Here is a 19,829-nt window from a genome sequence, read left to right as displayed (position 1 = left end):
TAACATAGGAGCAATCCGGATGCGCGCGTGATTGTGTTTTCGCCCCTATGATATCGTAACGAGGCGAGAAGCCGTGCCGTCCTGTTACGCCTCCCGAGCCATTCGTCGGGGATGACCGTCAGATCGTAAGCGGCGCCATCGTCTGCCATGCGCTTGATATCGCTCAGGACGCTCCCTTGTAGCTTCGATACGCCCGGATGCATCTTTGCGCCAGAGGTACTGGTCAGACCTAGTGATCCCGGTCGAAGTTCCGCTACGCTTCATGGCTCATAGCGGATGAAGGCATCAGGATGGCCTCGGTGATCTGATGGGGCCACGGCAAGTTTTGCCCGCTCACTGAAATGATTTCTAGTAGTTGCCCGGTTAGGTATGCTGCCGAAAATCATGCCGTCCGCAGTATCTTACATCATCATCCCAAGACGGATGATGCGCATGTCGGCAACAATGCCAATCGCTAGCGCGCTCCATATCCTTGGGATCCAGACCTATATCCTCGAGACATCTACAATCGAAGCGACTAAGGTCGCGAATGTCCTTCGATTTACTCAACATAGCGGTTACGAGACCGGCTACATGCCTTAACATCGGTCGCCTCCCGGTTTGGCTATGAGGTAAGGATGCCGCAATGCTGATTCCGGTTCGGTGCCACTCCGCACTCCTATGTCGGAAAGAGATAACAGCCATGCCGCTCTTGCATTCAAAGTGCGATTCCATGTTACGATAGTTCCAAGGAAGCGGCTCGGTTTCGGTCGACAGCCGGAGGATGGGAGGGCGATGAGTAGGCGTCTCGCTGCCATCATGGTGGCCGATATCGTCGGTTACAGCCGACTGATGGGCCTGGACGAAGCGGGCACGATCCGGCGCCTTAAAGCCCTACGTCGCGACATCACGGATCCAGCCATCAAATCGGCCCAAGGCCGGATCGTCAAAACCATGGGCGATGGTCTGTTGGTTGAGTTCCCAAGCCCGCTCAAAGCCGTAGCCTGCGCCGTCCGCATCCAACGTGCGACGACGGATCTGGAACCAACCCTGCCAGAGGACAAACGCTTCCGGCTGCGCTTTGGGATCAACGTGGGCGACGTGATCGCTCAACCGGACGGGGATCTGTTTGGGGACGGGGTCAACGTTGCCGCGCGCCTTGAGCCCCTGGCCGAACCGGGCGGCCTGTGCGTCTCACGTTCGGTCCATGAACAAGTCCGGGATAGGTTGCCCTACCAGTTCGAGGACATGGGTAAGCTCGAACTCAAAAACATCGCTCGGCCTGTCGGCGTGTTTGCCCTATCCGCTCACGCTGTTCAGGCCCTCGCTGTACCTATCGACGACGAGGACGACGACACCGAGAATGCACCTGAGCTGAACGGAGCAGTGAGACAGCCCGGCCCTCAGATTGCTACTGAAAGCCCTCGGCGATTCGGCCTTGTCGGGCTCGCCTCCATGGTTGGGGTTGTCGCAGTCGCGGTCGTAGGCGGCTTGTCATGGTCCTTGTGGCCGACCCAACCACCCAAAGCTCAGAGCACGCTTGCCGTCCAGAACGGTCTCCCGCCGAAGCCTCTGCCGCCCCTCTCAATCGTTGTGCTGCCCTTTGCCAATCTGAGCAACGACCCAGAGCAGGAGTTCTTCGCCGATGGCCTCACAGAAGACCTGACCACTGATCTTTCGCACCTTGCCGGCAGCTTCGTGATAGCCCGCAACACGGCCTTCAGTTACAAAGGAAAGGCTGTAGACATCAAGCAAATAGGACGGGATCTTGGTGTCCGTTACGCTCTAGAAGGAAGCGTCAGAAGGACCGGAGACCATGTTGTTCTAAACGCACAGCTCATTTCAACAGAAACAGGGAGTCATGTGTGGGCCGATCGATTCGAAGGCGAGCGTAGCCGACTTGGGGAAATACAAGCTGATTTCGTGGCTAGACTTGCTAGATCACTTGATGTTCAGCTTACTCAAGCGGAAAGCCTTCGAGTTATTCGAGACAGATCAGGTAGCCCTTCCGCGGCCGATCTGGCGATGATCGGGTTTTCCATTTATAATAAACCTAGAACTAAACAGAGCATGATTGAGGCGCGAAAGATATTTGAAAAAGCTCTGGACATTGATCCCACATTGTTTCAGGCGCATCTTGGCCTCGCACGTACACTTGCTGCAATAGCTGTTACTCGATGGAGTGACGATCTGACAAAAGACATTGAGCTGGCGGAACATAGTATATCGATCGTGTTGAATGCAGATCCCTTAAATGCTGTCGGGAGGATGGTAAAAGGCGATGTTCTTAGAGCTAAGCGCGAACTGGAAGGCGCGGAAATCGAATATAGATCGGCAATAGAAAGTGATCGAAATCTGGCCGTTGCCTACGCTACGGCGGGGCTAACTAAAATATTGATGGGTAAATCAGTTGAATCGCGACCACTCATCACTACAGCGTTGCGGCTTAGCCCAAGAGACCCGCTTGCAAACATATGGAAATATTGGATGTGCCATTCATATGTCCATCAAGGGGAATGGGACAAAGCTATATCTTGGTGTGAGCGTTCAGTATCCGACGTTCCGTATTGGCAAGCTTATATCGACCTCGCCGCAGCTAATGCTTGGCTTGGTGAGAAAGAAAGAGCGAGAGAATCGGTCCAGAAAGTGTTGACTCTTATGCCGGGTTACACCGTGCAGAAATGGGCCAAAGCGGATTGGTCCCGGAATCCGACCTTTTTGAAAGAGTATCAACTCATCATAGAGGGCTTGCGAATGGCCGGACTTCCAGAAGGATTAACAGATTAGTCGAACGACCTAAGGCGACATCAAGAGGTTGCGATGCCACCTAATAGATACAGCCCACCCGATGAGATTTTACATTATCCCATTGGGGGCAATGTGCTATAATCGCTGATGCACAGTCATGCCGTCCTAGCCTGCCTTAAGAACGGTACGCCCGACCTTACGGAGGATCCCAAGCCGATCCTACCGCCCGCTATCTTTCAGTGCGAACAGCTATGGAATGATCGAGGGTGGCATAGATCGTGGCCCAGGGATCAATGGGCGGTCGTCAGGCGCACCGTTGAACCGTTACTCTACGCGCGGATTGAACCTGAGTCTGAGCATCGCGATAAGGGCCTGCTGCATCCTGAGAGCGCTATCCAGGCGCGTTCCGTACAACTGTTATCGTGCAGCTTCGAGAATGGCCCGCTTCCCGTCATATCGGCCTGTGCTGAGTTTCAGATGAGCTTCGACCGGGCCTTTGCCGACTCGGTTTCGTTCTATGACTGGATGGAAGCGACCGATTGGCTGGATCATGCCCTATGCTTCGGCTTCCGCTTACAGGATGGTGGTGAGTGGGATGCGACGTACGATCACGCGGGCATAGATTTCGAAATCGTCACGCCCTGATGCTTGCTTCGTATAACTGTTGTGCGGTCTCAACCATACGATCATTCCAGGCGAGGCGGTTAAACCATTCCTCGGGGATGGATGAGACACCGTAAGTCGCTCCCGCAATCTGTCCGGTGACTGCTCCTACCGTATCGGCATCGTCGCCCAGGTTCACGGCCAGAAGCACGGCATCCCTGAACGTCGTCGTCTCGGATACGCACCAAAGGGCCGCTTCAAGGGTATGAACCACATAGCCCGAGGATCGGATCGCGGATCGTGCCTTGCCTCGATACGAACCATTCATGACCGTCTGAACCCCAGAACAGTAGGCGCCATGCGATCCGGCGAGCACGACCCTGAGAGGCTTTCCGGCAATCAGCGAGGCCAGGACCGTCGCCAGGGCATCACAGGCGTCCACGGCCTCATCAGCACCGTGTGTCGTGTAGCTCTGACGCCGGCTCACATCCCTCAGGCGTTCGGTATCGTTCCAGTGGCGTAGGACCACGGGAGCGAGGCGCATGATGGATCCATTTCCGGCTGTCCTGGCATCCGTAGGACCGGCCAGGGGATCATCGGTGCGTCGAAACAGTTCCAAGGCTTCGCGGGTCGTCACGCCGATATCGAAGCAACCGCCTGTGCAGGAGTTCTCGCCGACCCGATACCACCGGCAGAACCGTTCCATCAGATCGCGTTCGTTGAGGCCATCGCAGGCTATCAGTGAGTCGGCGAGACAGAGAGCCATGGACGTGTCGTCAGTCCACTGTCCCGGGAGCAGATCGAACGGGCCGCCTCCGACCATGTCATAGACCGGTGCCTTCGCGTCCCTGGCCTCAAACTCAAGCGTCGTCCCTAGGGCATCACCGACAGCAAGGCCGATGAATGCCCCAAGGGCACGGTTGCGGATCGTTTCGGACATTCAGAAGGGCCTTGTGCTCGGATCGGCGTTCTACGGATAAACGGCCCTTCAAACAGCCCTTCCGATCCCCGAACCTTCTGCGCGAGGGGACTGATCCGACCCTTGCAGCAGCCGGTAGACCGATGCCCTACCGACTTTCAGCTCCTTAGCGATGGCCGTGGCACCCATTCCCTGTGCGGCCAGTGCCTTGATCCGTTCGGCGTCGATGGTGGCCTTCCTGCCTTTGTAGACGCCCTCGACCTTGGCCTTCGCGATGCCCTCAAGCTGGCGTTCTCGGCGGATCGCTGTCTCAAACTCGGCGAAGACACTGAGCATTTGTAGGAAGCACCGCCCGGCTGCCGTGGACGTGTCGACCGGCTGCTCAAGGACCCTTAGGGACACGCCCTTTGCCTCAAGCCGGGCAAGGATAGCAGCAAGGTCCGCCACCGATCTCGCCAGTCGGTCAATCCGTGTAACAGTTATAGAATCTCCTGCGCGCGCGAACTGTATGATTGTTTCCAGTTCGCTTCGACCTTCCAGCTTCGTGCCGGTCACCTTCTCGGATCGGATCACGTCGCAACCTGAGGCTTCCAACGCCTCTTGCTGAATCGCCAAACTCTGAGATGATGAACTCACGCGAGCGTAACCGTAGATAGCCATAGGTGGAGCATCTGTCTCGGATGGTTCTAGACCCGCCCACCTTAGCGTCTCGCAATCTCGACGGAAACCCATACGAGACATCATTCGATGGTGCGGGCTGTCTCGCGCCGTTGTCTCGCTCGGGTTTACTCAGTTTGGACAGCATCAGCCGAGAAGCGCTTCTGGCGGGGGCTGTAAGCGGCTGCCGAGGCACATAGTGTGACGTCATTACAGAGGTGCGACGAAAGCTCTGATTTGCGTTTGAGGTCAGCCGCAGTTTACGAAGCATTTCAAGCCGTCATCGAGGTAAGAACAGAGTGGATATACTCAATGTCTTCACGCCAGCCTTGGCAATCGGCGATCCATCGCGGTTCGCTGGTAGGCAATCACAACTGGATGCCGTATCTATCGCCCTTCTGTCGCAAGGAACTCAAATAGTAATCTACGGCAACCGTGGGGTAGGGAAATCGTCACTTGCGGCACAGCTTGCCAGTTTAGCGCAGGGCGATACAGGCGTCATAGATAAACTTACATTGAAGCCCGATGTTGCGCCTGATTTCTTGGTGGTAAGCATCGAATGTGATGATAGTGTCACCGATGTTCGCGCCTTGATCCTTCGACTTTTGACAGACGATACGGCCCTTGCGCCCTGGATACCTTACAAGGTCGAGAAGACGACTGCGGGAAGCGAAGTAGGGGGCGGCCTCAACGTCAAAATATTTAGCCTGAGTGGGAAGCTAAACAACAGTGATACTCTGTCAAGAGAGTCTGTGGAGCAGGACCTGTATGCCACATTCGGCAATGCTATCAACCACATACTTAGTAGCGGCGTGGTATCTGGAATACTGTTCATTATTGACGAGGTTGACCGTATAAAGAATCGGGACGATTTGCCGTCAATCATTCGTGCCAGAGGCGCTGATCCTCGAGTTAAGTTCGCTCTGGTCGGTGTTGGGACGACGCCCCAAGAACTTATTGCGGGACATGAATCCATCGTAAGACAGATATCCGACGGCTGTGTAGAAATGCCGCCGATGAGCAATGAAGAATTGGGTGTTATATTCGAGAACGCTCACGTAGTGCTAGAGAAAGTAGGCATTTCATTCTCATCAGAGGCACGGGACTGGATAATACAGATTGCTAAGGGGCATCCATACTATGTTCATCTACTTGGTAAGCACTCTTTAATAAATGCAGTCTCGAACGGTCTTAAAGTAATCACCGAGAGTATGGCGCGGGAAGTGCTAGCTGAGATTGCCAACAAGGGCACAGCTAAGGTACAAGAAGGCTCGTACCTTAAAGCGATCGGTCATTCATACGTAAGAGAGTTTGTCCTTAAATCGTTTGCCGATTCAGATGGAGATGAAATAAATACTAGCGTCGTATATCCGCGTATTGCTATGGCTCGCGGCATGGACACGGGAGCAATCTCAGTTTACGTTGGACATTTAGTATCAGAAAAGTTTGGTGCAGTGTTGCAGAAGACTCGGGAGCGACATTATAGATTTAGCGATAGTTTGTTCAAAGCGTATGCGTCTGCTCGGCCGTTTCAATATACCGCCGATAAGATCGAGCTGGAAGATAGTAGCGCCATCCGTACCGAGGATAAAGGCGAGTAGCTGCGGCCAATATTCTGACAGTAGGCATCTCGTATCCCTCTCTGCTGATACGTATGCGCGAGCGGTTCGGTCGAAGTTGCTATGCCATGGGGTAGCGTAGAAACCGCTCCATCGCATCAGCCAACATCGCCAGGGTCGGGGTCTCGTATCGTCTCCCCGCCGACGCGACACGATGGCCGGTGATTGCGTCGCGTAGGCGTTCCTCGATCCCGGCTCCGAGTGCGCGTGTCTTCCAAGTGTGTCGCCAGCCGTGATTGGGATCGACTCCTGGGTCGAGCTTGACGGTCTCACGAACCCACTTGCCGACCTTGTGCCCTCTCAGTTCGGCCTCGGCGGTCACCCTGTTAGGCTTGGCAATGGGCACTAGTTGCTACCGGGAGCCGACACACCAACAAGCCGCACCCGAGCCACTGAGCCCTTATGTCCGCACTGACTGTCATGTTCATCCGTCATGCCGAGAAGCCGGGTGGTAGCTTCCCAGGGGATGGCACCACGGCAGACGGCACCATTGACGATAAGTCCCTCGTGATACGGGGATGGCAAAGGGCCGGAGCATGGGCGGCATTGTTCGGATCCGACCTGTGCAGTTCCGACTACACTAAGCCAAACGTCATCTACGCGGCCAAGCCCGAGCCTGTGTTCAAGAAAGCCAAGTTCAGCCACCGACCGTTTGAGACCGCGACGCCCCTAGCCGAACGCCTGCAACTACCCCTCAGGGCGGACTATGGGGTCTCGCAAGAGCACGAACTCGCGGATGAGATACGGAGCCTAACCGGGGTGGTGATCGTCTTCTGGGAGCATAAGGCCATCGTCACGGACCTGATCCCGGCTCTCAAGGGCTCCCAGACCATCCCCGGCGTTCCGACCAAATGGGACGGGGACCGCTTCGACGTGGTTCTCCGGTTCGATAGGGCGGTCCCTGACGCTCCCTGGTCGTTCCGCCAACTATCCCCACGTCTGATGAGCGGTGACAGCGATGCGCCGTTCTCGGAGCTTGAGGGCTGAAACTGCGGTTCGCCGACGATGATGATGACCGCGACTGATCTGTGCCTCCGCCTCGGGGCGTCTGTGGTCGCCGGCATGGTTGTCGGCCTCAATCGGGAGATGCACGGCAAGCTTGTTGGAGTTCGCACTTTGGGGTTGGTCTGTCTCGGCGCTGCCCTTGTGACGATGGCAGGTTCTGGATTCTCGGCTGCCGATACCGACGCGAACGCCAGCCGGGCCATTCAGGGCGTCATCACTGGCATCGGCTTCTTGGGCGCGGGTGTAATCGTTAAGGGCGCGGGCAAATCGCACGTGCACGGTATGACCACGGCCGCTGCCATCTGGGTCACGGCCGCGCTTGGGATATCGTGTGGGCTTGGCGCCTATCTTCCTGTCGCAATCGGGCTGATCCTACTGCTGCTCCTAATCGGGGTCGGTGGCCGCATTGACCGGATCATTGACGCGCGGTGGTCAAGGAAGCACGGGACTGACGGGGAGAAGGCGGAAGCGTCAGGACAGGGAAGCGCGCGACCTGATTAGCCTGTGACAATCCTTCGAGGCATTCAGGTACGATCCGCCACAGCTTCGGCCCGGCCGTTGATTGCTGGATGATGCTGGCGGCTTTGGTTCGTTCGCTTCCCGTCCTATCGTCTCGGGAGCGGTGGATCAGGCTCCCTCAATGATTCGTTCGCTGTCATGGGCTCGATACGGTAGCGGGGGAACCGGCCCATAGCGTCCGCAAGCATCCTAAGGGTCGGGGTCTCGTATCGCCGACCGACTGATGCCACGCTATGGCCCGTGACGGCGTCCCTCAACCGTTCCTCAATCCCGGCCTCAAGAGCCCGCGTCTTCCAAGTGTGGCGCCAACCGTGATTGGGATGGACGCCCTTATCAAGCCTGACCTTCTCTCGGATCCATCTTCCTAGCTTATGACTTTGAAGCTCGCTTGGGGTAGTCGCGGTCCCCACGCTGTGTCGGTCGGGATCATAGAACAGCGGACCCTCTGGACGTGAAGCGACAAAGGCCAAGAAGCCCTGCTCGATGAGATGCGAATGGAGGGGAACAGTTCGTGGTTGACCTGTCTTGGTGATCCGAAGGTCCATCACTGGTATGCCACCCTCATCGCGTATGTCCCGACGCTCCAAACTTGTCAGTTCCCCGATCCGCGCTCCCGAGTAGGCAGCAAGCCACGGACACCATCTTCGGGAAACGCTACGGGATAGGTTTGTTGGATCGAGACAAACCGCGGAAGCTGCTGCAAGGATGGCCCGAGCTTCGTTGTCTCGGAACGTTCGTTCACGTCCCGCGGCGATCTTGGGCCTATCGAGCGAAATGCCCGAGGCAGGGTTGCCCGACATCATTGAGCCACCCGAGCGCCCTGTGGCCCACCGAAACACCGAACAGACGGTCGCTAAATCATTCCGGTTGATCGCTCGGACCGAGATGCCTTCGCGGTCGCGCCGGAACTCCGCCCACGAAAATAGATCGTCGGTTGTCAGGGTCCGAACGTCGCGCCCATCGAAGAATCGTATGAGAGAGCGGAAACTGCCACGGTAACGCTTGATCGTATTCCGAGATCGTTTGTCCGCGTTGTAAGTCGCCCAACGGTCAAACAGGTCGCCTACCGTCAAGAGACGCCACCCTGTCCCCGTTGGCGAATGGCCGAGAGGGAGCAGGTGCCTAGGTTCGGATTTAGCGGTCTCAACGACTGGAACTTGGTCTGTTCTCCCAACCGCGCCAAACGGGTCATCCGAGCTTTGTGTGACCCTCCCGCCTTGATGCGCGTGCCAGAACCGCTTGAGCACACCGTCGGCAATCGCATGACGGAGCTTTGCTTCGCGTAGGTCCTTGGTCCGCAGGGATGCTTGGACGACAGAGCCGACGGTGAACGAAGCCGACCCCTCTCCGATGGGAAGCGTGACCGACTGTCCCTTCAAACGTTGGATCAGATCGGAGGGTGTCCGCTGACGGAGATGATAGACCCCTGACTTTGGGTCTTTCCACGGTCGGGCGATTCGGACGGGCAATGTGTAACACCGCTGTGTGAGAGTAGCGGTTGCCTCGCCCTTATCGTCTGCCTAACCCATTGATTCTCATAGACGCATGATGGTGCCGGCGGAGGGGATCGAACCCCCGACCTTCGGTTTACAAAACCGCTGCACTACCGCTGTGCTACACCGGCAGGCGCTCTGAAACCATTGAGAAAATTGGCGGTTTCGGTGCGTCAGAGGCGCCTTTTGACTACGTTTGGGGGCGCTTCGTCAAGGCACACATCTCGGCACGTTCCGTTCATCGTGCGTGCGCGCGACCCTTTGGAGTGGGCCGAAGAAGGCCGGCGCCCGAGCGATGCGGGAGGCGGCACAGTTCATGGCAAAGTCCACGGTTTGGGAGTGAATGGCCAAGGAACCCTCGACTCGCCGAGCTGCGCGAGACCACCGGGTTACCGATCGGGCGATCCGCGCCGTGGTCGTCGCGGTGCTGGCCGACCGCGCCGGCAGGACCTACCCGCTTCCGAAGGGTCGGCGCCGTGACATCACCGCGACCATTCGACAGAACACTCGCGCGGCTGTTGCGCGCCGCCCACAAGCCGGCTCGAAAGCGCAACATGGTTCGGACCGCGATCCTGCTGGGGCACTCGATATAGGGGTGAGCGTGATAGATCCCGGTGCCGCCCGAGCGGCGACTGCCGAACGCGTAATGGAGCGGTTGAGCGGCTTCGCGCAGGGAAGCGGCGTCAGTGGTAGGGTCGCCTGCCAGATCATCGAATGGGTGATCGCCTCCCCAACCGATCGCCGCAGGCGGAGACCTGTTGGCAAGGCGTGCACGTGCATCCTGATCGCACCCGGGTAGCGGGGTCGACGACGAAACCGCTCGCGACTTGTAGCGGCTTCGCTGGGAGGGATCGTCCTGAGAGGACAGGATCCAGATATCTAGAATGTGCGGTCGATACTGAATTCAGTTTTTGATATTCCTGTTGCTTCCCGTGTGCAGCATACATCTAAATTGACGAGATACCTATCTGCTCTTCAGGTCGTATGCGATACTGTTTTTACATGTATGAAATAGTTTTCCGCAATAAGACATGCACCAGCTTTCGAATTTCATCAACGGACCCCGAAGGGAGAGTGCTCTTTTCTCAATGCAATGCCATGAAAAATAGGCAACCGAAATTATTATCGGGGTCGAAATTAGAAAATTAATCCACCACTGCCGAAGATCCGGAAAAACTGCAGACACTGCCTGTTGTATCGGAAATCCATACAAGAAAATGCCATATGAATAATCTCCGCTTGACACAATTGCGGACCGTGTCGGATTCCGCATCCCCAAATAGATAGTCACGTAGGCGGCAGGAAGTGCGGAGAGGGCATTGAAGATTGGAAGATAAAGAAACCCAACCATGGCAATGGCGCATGCGAAGAAAATCGGGGCGCTATATGGAACTCGATCTCTGACCCGATAGAGGTACGCGCCGTACAGAAAGGATAAGACAAGCACAGGGCCGCGAACAGTCCCTTCGTCAACCTGCGTTCGCGTATAAATGGCGATCATGACTAAGACTTGCATCACCAGGCAGCCGAACAAAATCAGTTTTTCCGATCTGTAGAAACCGATTATATAAAATACAGATATCAATATGTAGCAATACAATTCGTAAGGAAGTGTCCATAATTGCGCGTTCACCTGCGTAGTTGGATTATCAGTAAAGACGCCGGGGAGATAATACCGAACGACGCCTATCATGTTCAAAGTATAGGACCAAAAGCCCGGATCCGTAAAATACTTTGGGAGCGGGTAATACGTGAACAGCGCTCCAATGATCATCATTGCTATTGTCGATTCCACTGCCAGCGCAGGGAAGATGCGAATTAGTCGAAGTCCCAAGAACCCGACGATCGTTCGAGAGCGTTCTAGACTTCCGGAAACGAGGAATCCGCTCAGTGCGAAAAACATGGGAAGTATCATGGCCCATATTGGCCGCGACGGTCCCAAAATGAGCCATCTTTGAGCTTCTATGCCATAAGAAACTATCACAGTGTGCCACAAAATTATCATTGCGGCGAGACCAATTCGCATATAATCGAAGCCGGATGGCCGCCCTTTCGTCAGAAAGAGGCGTTCACTCAGAGTCATCGTTTCCGTCCCTCCCGGAAGCCGGGATTAATATCTTAATCCGGATCGTACCTCTGAATGGGAAATTTTGAAATTATAAAGAAGATTACGCTATTGAACGTATCACCATATCCGAATGGCTAACATGTGTGGGCTTCGAGAAGGCTTGATGCCCAGATTCGTCGACGGCCTTCGATATTGCAGAGCGTGCCGGGATCCACTGCCGTGCGCGCGCCTCGCTCGCTGCACGCGCTGGCTCGGTCGGAGGCCTATGGCTAACAATCGGCAATGCGCGCCTGAGCTGGAGTCGGCGGCACGTGGTCGGTGATACGACCGCTCACGCGTCAGTCACCGGCAGATTGCTCACCTGCGTCGTGTCCCGCTGCGTACGAATCGACAACTTGGTGTTCCAGTCGTGCCGACTGACCCGCCCCGCGCACCGGCACCCCTTAAGCAGGGCTTGGTCGGGCCGAGACCGATGGAGGTCGGGACCTCTGTCCAGGCCCGCACCGTGGCGCGCAGGTCCCGCGCGAGTTCGACCCTTGAGCCCGGTGCCGCGTCCGACAGGTCGGGAAGCTCTCGTCGACCGGGTCGATCCCTATCTGCGCGGGCAGGGTTGGTCCGACCCAACGTATCCCTGTCGAGGGTGAAGTTCGTCGAGGGCGCCGCTCGCGCGAGCAACAGGGGCTGTTGCCGTGGATCAGCGCCACGGCGCGGCCGCCGCCGATCCGGTCGGGGTGGCCTGGCCTCCGAGGGAGGGCTCGCCCGGACCGGCAGGCCGCTAGGTCAGCCCAGGCATCGTCCGGTACTCCGCTCGTTCGTATAGAAGCGTAGAAGGCCTCCGATGATCGCATCAACGCGAAGCCCGTTCGCCGTTGGATGCGCGCGAAATGCCGTATCGCTCACATATTCCCTGCCCGTCATTCCGTTCACCGCCATGCGTATGCCGAGCGGTTGCCAATGTGTCAGAAGCGATGGCGATTTCCGGTGCGGATCCCGCTAGACCTCGAACCAGAAGCCGGCACCCTCGTCGCACATGCCCTCACGATGCCTGTACTTGATCGGAGCGATAATGTCGGACGCAGGCTTATAGTAAAACATCATGGCGAGAATGTATTGCTCGTTCCAAAAAAAGCCTGTCGCAATCTCAGGATACTCATATGGCAGATGGATGTCGTGCACATGCACGATCACGCTCGGTCGGAGAAGCGGGTAGATTCGCAGGAAGAAATGCGTCGTGTCGCTGCCATGGAACAGGAGATGGCTGCCATCCAGCATCAGCACATCGCCACCCTTCAGCGATTGAAAGTAGGACGGGTCAACATCGAGGAGGCCGTTAGAAATCCACTTATCCGCAATGTCGCGGACGCTTGAGCGCGGATTGGGTTGATGCACTCGATCTTGGTGTCGAGCTTGTACTTGCCGATTGCGCGGCGAGCGAATTTCGTACTGTTGCCGCTTCCGACCTCGACATACTGGGCTGGCCTGCGTGTGGCGAGGACAGTCGTCAGGGCCAATGCGTCGCCGTAGCTGAAGTAGCCGTTCGGCAGGAGCGGTGTCCGGCCGTCGAGGTCGCGGTCAGCGACGTCCGAGAAATCGGCGAATTGCTTCATGTCGTCGGCGAACGTTCTGAAGTGCCGGCTCTTGCGCTCCATGCGTTCGCGCAGCCAGGAATATGGCGTTCGATTCAACTCAGTTTTGACAACGTAGTCGCCGTCGAGAGGGAAGCTAGGCCCGGATTTCGATATCCGGGCATGAGCACTCGTCCATTGGTGTAATACGGCACCAATGTATGGGCGCCCTGGAACATTTCGAGCGTTGGATGTGAAATATTATCAATAGTTTCGTTGGTCGGCACAGGCGTACCGGTTCAGACCCGCCGCCACCGCGTGGGGGGCGTTGAGAACGGAAGGTGGCGGGGCGCGCGAGACAGATACTCGGTTCGCAGAAACGGCGTACAAGCGCCGCTCAATCCGAGCCGCGCCAGGATCTGCGCGGCCGGCCCTCAATGGCCCGAGCGGCGGATCAGGCTCTTGAGGCGCTGGTCGGCGGTGTCGAGGCGGTCAGCGATGCCGCGCCGGATGCATTTGCCGACGGAATCGCCGGCGTAGAACCCGACCGTCTGGTCCTGGTTGCGGCAGGACTGGACCGGCGGCCACGCCACCACCCCTGCCACGACCAGCAGCACGACCAGGCAGTCGACGACGAGCCAGCCCTTCCAGCCGAGCCGGAAGCCGCGCCGCCGCTCGGGCGCCCGGTTCCGGCGCGGGGTGCGGTGCGCGCCGTCCGGGCCGACCCGCGCCATGCGAGCGCGGAACTGGGCCTCCTCGAGGGCGTCGGAGGCGCGGCCGGACGAGGCCGGGAGGAGCGGGCGGGTGGACATGGCGGCCTCGCGGAGGTCGGTTCGGAGCGGATCGGCGGAGCGCGGAAGGGCCTTGAGCGGGCGCTCAGTCGATGAGCCGCTTCAGGAGCGCGAGGTTGTCCTGGATCGACAGGACGTTGCCGAGCATCTCGGTACGGGCGCAGGCCCCGGCCCCGACAAGACCGAGCCAGCCCGCCGCCGGGCGGGCGCTGCAATCCGCGAAGCTGCCGTACAGGAACAGCCCGGCCGGCACCGCGAGGAGGGCGAGCTTCGTCGGCGAGAAAAGCCGGCCGACGACGCCTCTGCGCGGCCGCCGCGCGTCGCGGTCGTCGTCCCAGTCCCTGTCGTCCGGCTCCCAGCCGTAGCGGTCCGCCTGGTACGCCGCCGCGTCGATGTCCCGGTCCCGGCGATACATGGCGTTCCGTGCTCGGTCTGATCAGTCGGACCGAAGATGCCACGCTTTCGTGAAGCTCAACCTAAGAGCAATGTTTAAGTTCTTCTGAACCGGTCTCGCCCGGCTCAGGCGGCGAGCGCCCGCCTCACCGTGGCGCGCAGATCTGCCAGGGAGAAGGGCTTGGTCAGCACGTCGGTGACGATGGCGTCGAGCCCGCGCGCGCGCTCGCGCTGATCGGCGAAGCCGGTCATCAGCAGGATGGTCAGGTCGGGGAAGTCGCGCTTGGCGGCGAGGGCCAGCGCGATGCCGTCCATGAGCGGCATGCGGATGTCGGTGAGCATCAGATCGAAGCCGCCATCGGCCTCGTTGAGGCGGTCCAGCCCGTCGCTGCCGTCGTTGGCCGTGACGACCGCGTGCCCGTCGATCTCGAGCCCCCGCTTCAGGAAGCCCCGGACGGTCTCTTCGTCATCCACCAGGAGGATGCGCGCCATGTGGTCCCGTAACCGTCCCCGAAATCCGCACGCGCCGCGTCGCGACGCCGCGCACGCTCAAATGTCGACAGACGCAGACGAATTCTCCGTCTGTCAAGTCGTCGCAGGCTGAATTGTCCCGCGGGTCGCGGCGCGCGGCGAAAATGCCGCGCCGCGGGCACGGTCAGGCGTCGAACAGATCCGGGGCGCCGTCCCCGTAATCGACCACGCCCACGAAGGGCAACTGGCGGAAGGCGTGGGCGGCGTCCATCCCGTAGCCGACGACGAACACGTCGGGGCAGGTGAAGCCGACGAAATCCGCGTCGATCGTCACGGCGCGCTTGCCGGGCTTCTCCAGCAGCACCGCGGTGAGGACGCGCCGGGCGCCGCGGGCCATCAGCAGGTCCTTGGCGAAGACGACGGTCCGGCCGGATTCCAGGATGTCGTCCACGAGCAGCACGTCCCGCCCGCGCACCTCGCTCTGTACGTCGCGCAGGATCTCGACCTGTCCGCTGGAGACCGTCCCGGTGCGGTAGCTCGACAGGTGCACGAACTCGACCTGCGGGGCGAGACCCACCCGGTGCAGCGACCGGAGCAGGTCGGCCGCGAACATGAAGCTGCCCTTGAGCACCGCCACGACGAGGAGGTTCTCGGGCCGCGCGGCGAGGATCTCGCGGGCGAGCTCGTCGTTGCGCTTGGCGATGGCCGCCTCGTCGAACAGGGTGCGGACGCGCCGTTCAGGGATGCTCATCTCTCGTGTCCCGAAGCCCGTTGGCGCGGCGGCGCCCGCCGCCACGCTCGGGAACGGTCTTAGCGTCCCGGGCGCGCGCGGGGAACTCCGGATCCGCCAGATGGTCCGGCGCCGTCGACGCGGGTCAGCCTTCGGCCGCCTGCCGGAACGGTCGGAGCAAGCGGGTGAGCCCGCGCCGGCGCGCCGGCCGGGCCGCACGCCGCGCCGCGGCCAAGTCCGGTTCCGGCCCCGCACCGATCCCGTCGGCGTCGTCCCCGTCGACCGCATCCTCGTCGTCCGGCTCCACGTGCCGGACCTGCTCGAGGACGTCCGTCACGATGCGCGGGATGGGCCGCGCGTGCTCTTCCAGGAGCAGCGAGGCTGTCCAGAGGCGACTCGCGTTCGCGAGGGGCAGCTTCCCTTGTGTCAGGCGCTCCATCAGCATCCGGTCGGCGAGCGAGGCCGCGAGGTCGCTCACGATCTCGAGCTGATCCTGCTGTGTCGTGCTCTTCATGGCAGTCTTCACGCTAACGAAGATAGTCTTCTCCCAGCCGGGACGCTATGCGACCAAATTTGGCGATTCTATAACGTGCGTGAGCATTGGAGCTGCCGCCTGTGTAGAGGCCGGCTCCGGCGCGAGGACCGGTCCCGTCGACTCCGATCGGGTGGGGGTTCGGGGCGGCCCTGATCCGGCGCGGCGCCATCCGCGCACAAGCAAAAGGGGCTGGCGATCCGCCAACCCCTCGCGCTGTCGAGCTGAATGGATGGTACCACCGCCCCGGCTCGAACGGGGGACCCCCAGATCCACAATCTGGTGCTCTAACCAACTGAGCTACGGCGGCACTGGCGCGGGGTGTATCGTGGGCCGCGGCAGTTTTCAAGGCGATGCGTGCACGGGATTTGGACTTCGTGGACAGCGCCGTCCGAGCCCCCCGCGCCGGGGCCGGCCGCGCTCCCGCAGCACCGCCCGTTTGCAACGGGCTCGGCCCCGGCTGTAACTGCGGCGGCGGGGCCGACGCGTCGGCCCCGCCGATCGGGCGGACCGGAGGCGAGGGGGCGGACCGTGAGCGCGCGACAGCCATCGGGCGCCGCCGGCGGGGGCAGGGCGCCCGGCGACGGATCGGCCGACGTCCCGGCCCGGCGGCCCGTCAGGCCGGCGCGGAGGCCCCGTCGGCGCTGGACCGGGATCGGGCTCGTCCAGGCCCCCGGGCGGCTCCGCAGCCTCGTCCGACGGAGCGAGGGCGGCCTCGTCGCCCTCGCGACCCTGGTGGGCTGCGTCGCCGGCGTGGCGGTGTCCGCCATGACCTGGATCACCCAGACCCTGCGCGAGCATCTCTACCAGCTGCCCGCGGGCGCGCGCCTCAGCGCCGTCGACGCCGTGCCGCCGGCGCTCCTGCTCGTGGGCCCGTGCCTCGGGGGCGCCGTCCTCGGCCTGCTGATCGTCGCCGCCAACTACGTCCGCGGCCCGCGCAAGCGCCCGGCCATCGACCCGATTGAGGCCAACGCCCTGCACGGCGGCCGCATGTCCCTGCGCGACAGCCTCTACCTCGCGCTCCAGAACGTCATCTCGAACGGGTCCGGCGCCTCGGTGGGTCTGGAAGCCGGCTACACACAGATCGCCTCAGGCCTCGCCTCGCGCCTGGGCATCGCCTTCGAAGTGCGGCGCAGCGACCTGCGCACCCTGGTCGGCTGCGGCGCGGCCGGGGCGATCGCGGCCGGCTTCGGGGCGCCGCTCGCCGGCGCGTTCTACGCCTTCGAGTTGATCATCGGCACCTACTCGATCGCCACGCTGACGCCCGTGGTCGTCGCGGCGCTGTGCGGCAACCTGATCTCGCGCGCCCTGATCGAGGCGCAGCCGCTCGTCGATCTCGGCGACATGCAGGCGGTCACGACCTCGCACGTCACCAGCCTCGAGATCCTGCCGAGCCTCGCCCTCGGGCTGTTCTGCGCGGGCCTCGGGATCCTGATCATGCGCGGGGTCACGCTGGTCGAGCGCCTCGTCCAGGCCTCCGGCGTGCCGCGGGTGGCGGCGCCCGCCTTCGGGGGGCTGTGCGTCGGCGCGCTGGCGCTGCTCGCGACGCCGCAGGTGCTCTCGGGCGGCCACGGCGCCCTGCACATGCACTTTGCCGCCGAGGGGCAGGGGCACGGGATCGCGGTCCTGGCCTGGCTGTTCGCCGCTAAGGCCACGGCCTCGGCGATCTCGATCGGCTCGGGCTTCCGCGGCGGCCTGTTCTTCGCGTCGCTGTTCCTCGGGGCCATCGCCGGCAAGCTGTTCGCCGCCCTCGCCCCCGTGCTGGTGCCGCCGCTGGCGGATTTCGGCCTGACGCCGCTCGCCTACGCGGTGATCGGCATGAGCGCGCTGGCGGTGGCGGTCATCGGCGGCCCGCTCACCATGACGTTCCTGGCCCTGGAGGTCACCGGCAGCCTGCCGATCACCGGCGTCGTGCTGGCGGCGGTGATTGCGTCCTCCCTCACCGTGCGCAAGACCTTCGGCTACTCCTTCGCCACGTGGCGCTTCCACCTGCGCGGCGAGAGCATCCGCAGCCCCCACGACGTCGGCTGGATCCGCTCGCTCACCGTCGGCCGGCTGATGCGCCGCAATCCCGGCACCGTGGCCCTGGACACGCCGCTGCCCACCTTCCTGCGCGCCCATCCCCTCGGCTCGCCCTCCCGGGTGATCGCCGTGGACGGGGCGGGGCGCTACGCCGGCATCCTGAACGTGCCCGAGACGCACGCGGCCGCCCGGGATTCCGGCGCCGACGCGCAGCCGGTCCTCGCCGACCTGCTCCTGCACGCGGACGATTTCCTGACGCCGGGCATGAACGCCAAGGACGCCGCGGCCGCCTTCGACCGGACCGAGAGCGAGGCGCTCGCGGTCGTCGAGAGCGCCGAGAGCCGGAAGGTGCTGGGCCTGCTCACCGAGAGCCACACCCTCAAGCGCTACAGCGAGGAGCTCGACCGCCAGCGCCGGGCGATGGCGGGCGAAACCGACTGATTGTCAGGCCGGGGTGTTGACCCGACACCGGCGCGGACCAATCACCTGACGCCAACGACCCGGGCCCCGCGGAGGCCCGCACTTCGGAACGCGTGGAGGATTCATGGCCGCCCCAGAAAACAGCCAGCAGCGTCGCTACCGCATCGCGGTGATCCCCGGCGACGGCATCGGCAAGGAGGTCGTGCCCGAGGGCGTGCGCGTGCTGGAGCAGGCGGCCAAGCGGCACGGCTTCGGCCTCCAGCTCGACTGGTTCGATTTCGCCAGCTGCGACTATTACGAGCAGCACGGCCGGATGATGCCGGAGGACTGGAAGGCGCGGATCGAGACCCACGACGCGATCTATTTCGGTGCCGTCGGCATGCCCGAGCGCGTGCCCGACCACATCTCGCTCTGGGGCTCGTTGATCCTGTTCCGGCGGGAATTCGACCAGTACGCGAACCTGCGCCCGGTGCGGCTGATGCCGGGGGTGAAGTGCCCGCTCGCCGACCGCAAGCCCGGCGACATCGACTTCTGGGTGGTCCGGGAGAACACCGAGGGCGAGTACTCGAACGCGGGCGGCCGCATGTTCGCCGGCACCGACCGGGAGTTCGCCCTGCAGGAGACGATCATGACCCGGCACGGGACGGACCGGATCCTCAGGTTCGCGTTCGAACTGGCTCAGAAGCGCCCGAAGAAGCACCTGACCTCGGCCACGAAGTCGAACGGCATCTCGATCACCATGCCGTACTGGGACGAGCGGGTGAAGGCGGTGGCCGAGGCCTACCCGGACGTCCGGTGGGACCAGTACCACATCGACATCCTGACCGCGCATTTCGTCCTGAACCCGGATCGGTTCGACGTGGTGGTGGCCTCCAACCTGTTCGGCGACATCCTGTCGGATCTCGGGCCCGCCTGCACGGGCACGATCGGCATCGCGCCGTCCGGCAACATCAACCCGGAACGGGTGCACCCGTCGGTGTTCGAGCCGGTCCACGGCTCGGCGCCGGACATCGCCGGCCAGGGGATCGCCAACCCGATCGGCCAGATCTGGTCGGGGGCGATGATGCTGGAGCATCTCGGCGAGCACGCGGCGGCGGCCGAGATCGTCGGCGGGATCGAGCGGGTGCTGTCCGAGCGGACGCTGCGCACCCGCGACCTCGGCGGGAATGCCGACACGCAGACCTGCGGCAAGGCGGTGGAGCAGGCGCTGGGGTAGGGCAATCACCCCGAGCCTCCCTTCCACGCCCTCATCCTGAGGGGTGCCCGCGTCAGCGGGCCTCGAAGGAGCCCTCCAG

Annotated in this window: 18 protein-coding genes and 2 tRNA genes; 7 read left to right on the top strand and 13 right to left on the bottom strand. The window is 61.4% G+C overall.

The genetic code is table 11. The features are described from left to right. The first annotated feature begins 774 nt into the window (after positions 1-774). On the top strand, positions 775-2,766 hold the full coding sequence (locus LXM90_RS28150) for an adenylate/guanylate cyclase domain-containing protein (RefSeq protein WP_234081362.1): 1,992 nt from the start codon (positions 775-777) through the stop codon (positions 2,764-2,766). A gap of 438 nt (positions 2,767-3,204) precedes the next feature. Then, positions 3,205-3,372, top strand: a complete 168-nt coding sequence (locus LXM90_RS28145) for a hypothetical protein (RefSeq protein WP_234081360.1) — start codon at positions 3,205-3,207, stop codon at positions 3,370-3,372. Here the strand turns inward: LXM90_RS28145 and LXM90_RS28140 are convergent. Together LXM90_RS28140 and LXM90_RS28135 are read right to left on the bottom strand one after the other, a co-directional pair. Next, the gene (locus LXM90_RS28140) at positions 3,362-4,270 is read right to left on the bottom strand and encodes an ADP-ribosylglycohydrolase family protein (protein WP_234081358.1); all 909 of its coding nucleotides are present in this window, start codon (positions 4,268-4,270) and stop codon (positions 3,362-3,364) included. The two genes, LXM90_RS28145 and LXM90_RS28140, sit on opposite strands and share 11 nt — an antisense overlap. 48 nt (positions 4,271-4,318) lie before the next feature. Continuing rightward, positions 4,319-4,909 carry a recombinase family protein gene (locus LXM90_RS28135; protein WP_234081356.1) on the bottom strand — a complete coding sequence of 197 codons (591 nt, stop codon included), beginning with the start codon at positions 4,907-4,909 and terminating at the stop codon, positions 4,319-4,321. 296 nt (positions 4,910-5,205) lie between these two features. Here LXM90_RS28135 and LXM90_RS28130 point away from each other — a divergent pair, with 296 nt between their 5' ends. The 3 genes from LXM90_RS28130 to LXM90_RS28120 all read left to right on the top strand — a co-directional run bounded on the left by LXM90_RS28130 (position 5,206) and on the right by LXM90_RS28120 (position 8,031). Next, positions 5,206-6,507: an ATP-binding protein gene (locus tag LXM90_RS28130; protein ID WP_234081355.1), complete on the top strand. Its 1,302-nt coding sequence runs from the start codon at positions 5,206-5,208 to the stop codon at positions 6,505-6,507. 420 nt (positions 6,508-6,927) lie between these two features. Beyond that, positions 6,928-7,512, top strand: a complete 585-nt coding sequence (locus LXM90_RS28125) for a histidine phosphatase family protein (RefSeq protein ID WP_234081353.1) — start codon at positions 6,928-6,930, stop codon at positions 7,510-7,512. Between the two features lie 18 nt (positions 7,513-7,530). Further along, positions 7,531-8,031, top strand: coding sequence for an MgtC/SapB family protein (locus LXM90_RS28120; RefSeq protein WP_234081351.1), 501 nt, complete (start codon positions 7,531-7,533; stop codon positions 8,029-8,031). Positions 8,032-8,135: 104 nt separating this feature from the next. Here the strand turns inward: LXM90_RS28120 and LXM90_RS32120 are convergent, their stop codons facing one another. The 11 genes from LXM90_RS32120 to LXM90_RS28075 form a co-directional block, all read right to left on the bottom strand. Beyond that, on the bottom strand, positions 8,136-9,518 hold the full coding sequence (locus LXM90_RS32120; protein WP_419149840.1) for a DUF6538 domain-containing protein: 1,383 nt from the start codon (positions 9,516-9,518) through the stop codon (positions 8,136-8,138). A gap of 80 nt (positions 9,519-9,598) precedes the next feature. After that, positions 9,599-9,673, bottom strand: a tRNA-Thr gene (locus LXM90_RS28115). An 833-nt stretch (positions 9,674-10,506) separates the two neighbouring features. Then, on the bottom strand, positions 10,507-11,568 hold the full coding sequence (locus tag LXM90_RS32115; protein WP_419149873.1) for an acyltransferase family protein: 1,062 nt from the start codon (positions 11,566-11,568) through the stop codon (positions 10,507-10,509). 1,035 nt (positions 11,569-12,603) lie between these two features. Continuing rightward, entirely contained in the window at positions 12,604-12,882 is a 279-nt protein-coding gene (locus LXM90_RS28110) for a hypothetical protein (RefSeq protein WP_234081349.1), read from the bottom strand. A 17-nt stretch (positions 12,883-12,899) separates the two neighbouring features. Beyond that, a complete protein-coding gene (locus LXM90_RS28105) occupies positions 12,900-13,259 on the bottom strand; it encodes a hypothetical protein (RefSeq protein ID WP_234081347.1) in 360 nt (119 codons plus the stop codon). Between the two features lie 350 nt (positions 13,260-13,609). Then, positions 13,610-13,987, bottom strand: a complete 378-nt coding sequence (locus tag LXM90_RS28100) for a hypothetical protein (protein WP_020094390.1) — start codon at positions 13,985-13,987, stop codon at positions 13,610-13,612. Positions 13,988-14,051: 64 nt separating this feature from the next. After that, positions 14,052-14,381, bottom strand: coding sequence for a hypothetical protein (locus LXM90_RS28095; RefSeq protein WP_020094391.1), 330 nt, complete (start codon positions 14,379-14,381; stop codon positions 14,052-14,054). Positions 14,382-14,485: 104 nt separating this feature from the next. Further along, positions 14,486-14,851, bottom strand: coding sequence for a response regulator (locus LXM90_RS28090; RefSeq protein WP_007567202.1), 366 nt, complete (start codon positions 14,849-14,851; stop codon positions 14,486-14,488). 163 nt (positions 14,852-15,014) lie between these two features. Beyond that, the gene (gene hpt, locus LXM90_RS28085; RefSeq protein WP_020094392.1) at positions 15,015-15,581 is read right to left on the bottom strand and encodes a hypoxanthine phosphoribosyltransferase; all 567 of its coding nucleotides are present in this window, start codon (positions 15,579-15,581) and stop codon (positions 15,015-15,017) included. 124 nt (positions 15,582-15,705) lie between these two features. After that, complete coding sequence (locus LXM90_RS28080; RefSeq protein WP_020094393.1) at positions 15,706-16,074, bottom strand: hypothetical protein; 369 nt, start codon at positions 16,072-16,074, stop codon at positions 15,706-15,708. Between the two features lie 251 nt (positions 16,075-16,325). Beyond that, positions 16,326-16,402 (bottom strand) — tRNA-His (locus tag LXM90_RS28075). A 221-nt stretch (positions 16,403-16,623) separates the two neighbouring features. Between LXM90_RS28075 and LXM90_RS28070 the strand changes: the two genes are divergently transcribed. Both LXM90_RS28070 and LXM90_RS28065 read left to right on the top strand, forming a co-directional pair. Further along, complete coding sequence (locus LXM90_RS28070) at positions 16,624-18,555, top strand: chloride channel protein (RefSeq protein ID WP_376738888.1); 1,932 nt, start codon at positions 16,624-16,626, stop codon at positions 18,553-18,555. Positions 18,556-18,658: 103 nt separating this feature from the next. After that, on the top strand, positions 18,659-19,750 hold the full coding sequence (locus LXM90_RS28065; protein ID WP_020094395.1) for a tartrate dehydrogenase: 1,092 nt from the start codon (positions 18,659-18,661) through the stop codon (positions 19,748-19,750). Positions 19,751-19,829 lie beyond the last annotated feature (79 nt).

The sequence above is a fragment of the Methylobacterium oryzae genome, assembly GCF_021398735.1.
Lineage (GTDB): Bacteria > Pseudomonadota > Alphaproteobacteria > Rhizobiales > Beijerinckiaceae > Methylobacterium.
The sequence above is the reverse complement of the archived record's forward strand: the minus strand, read 5'-3'. Positions and strand labels throughout refer to the sequence as shown.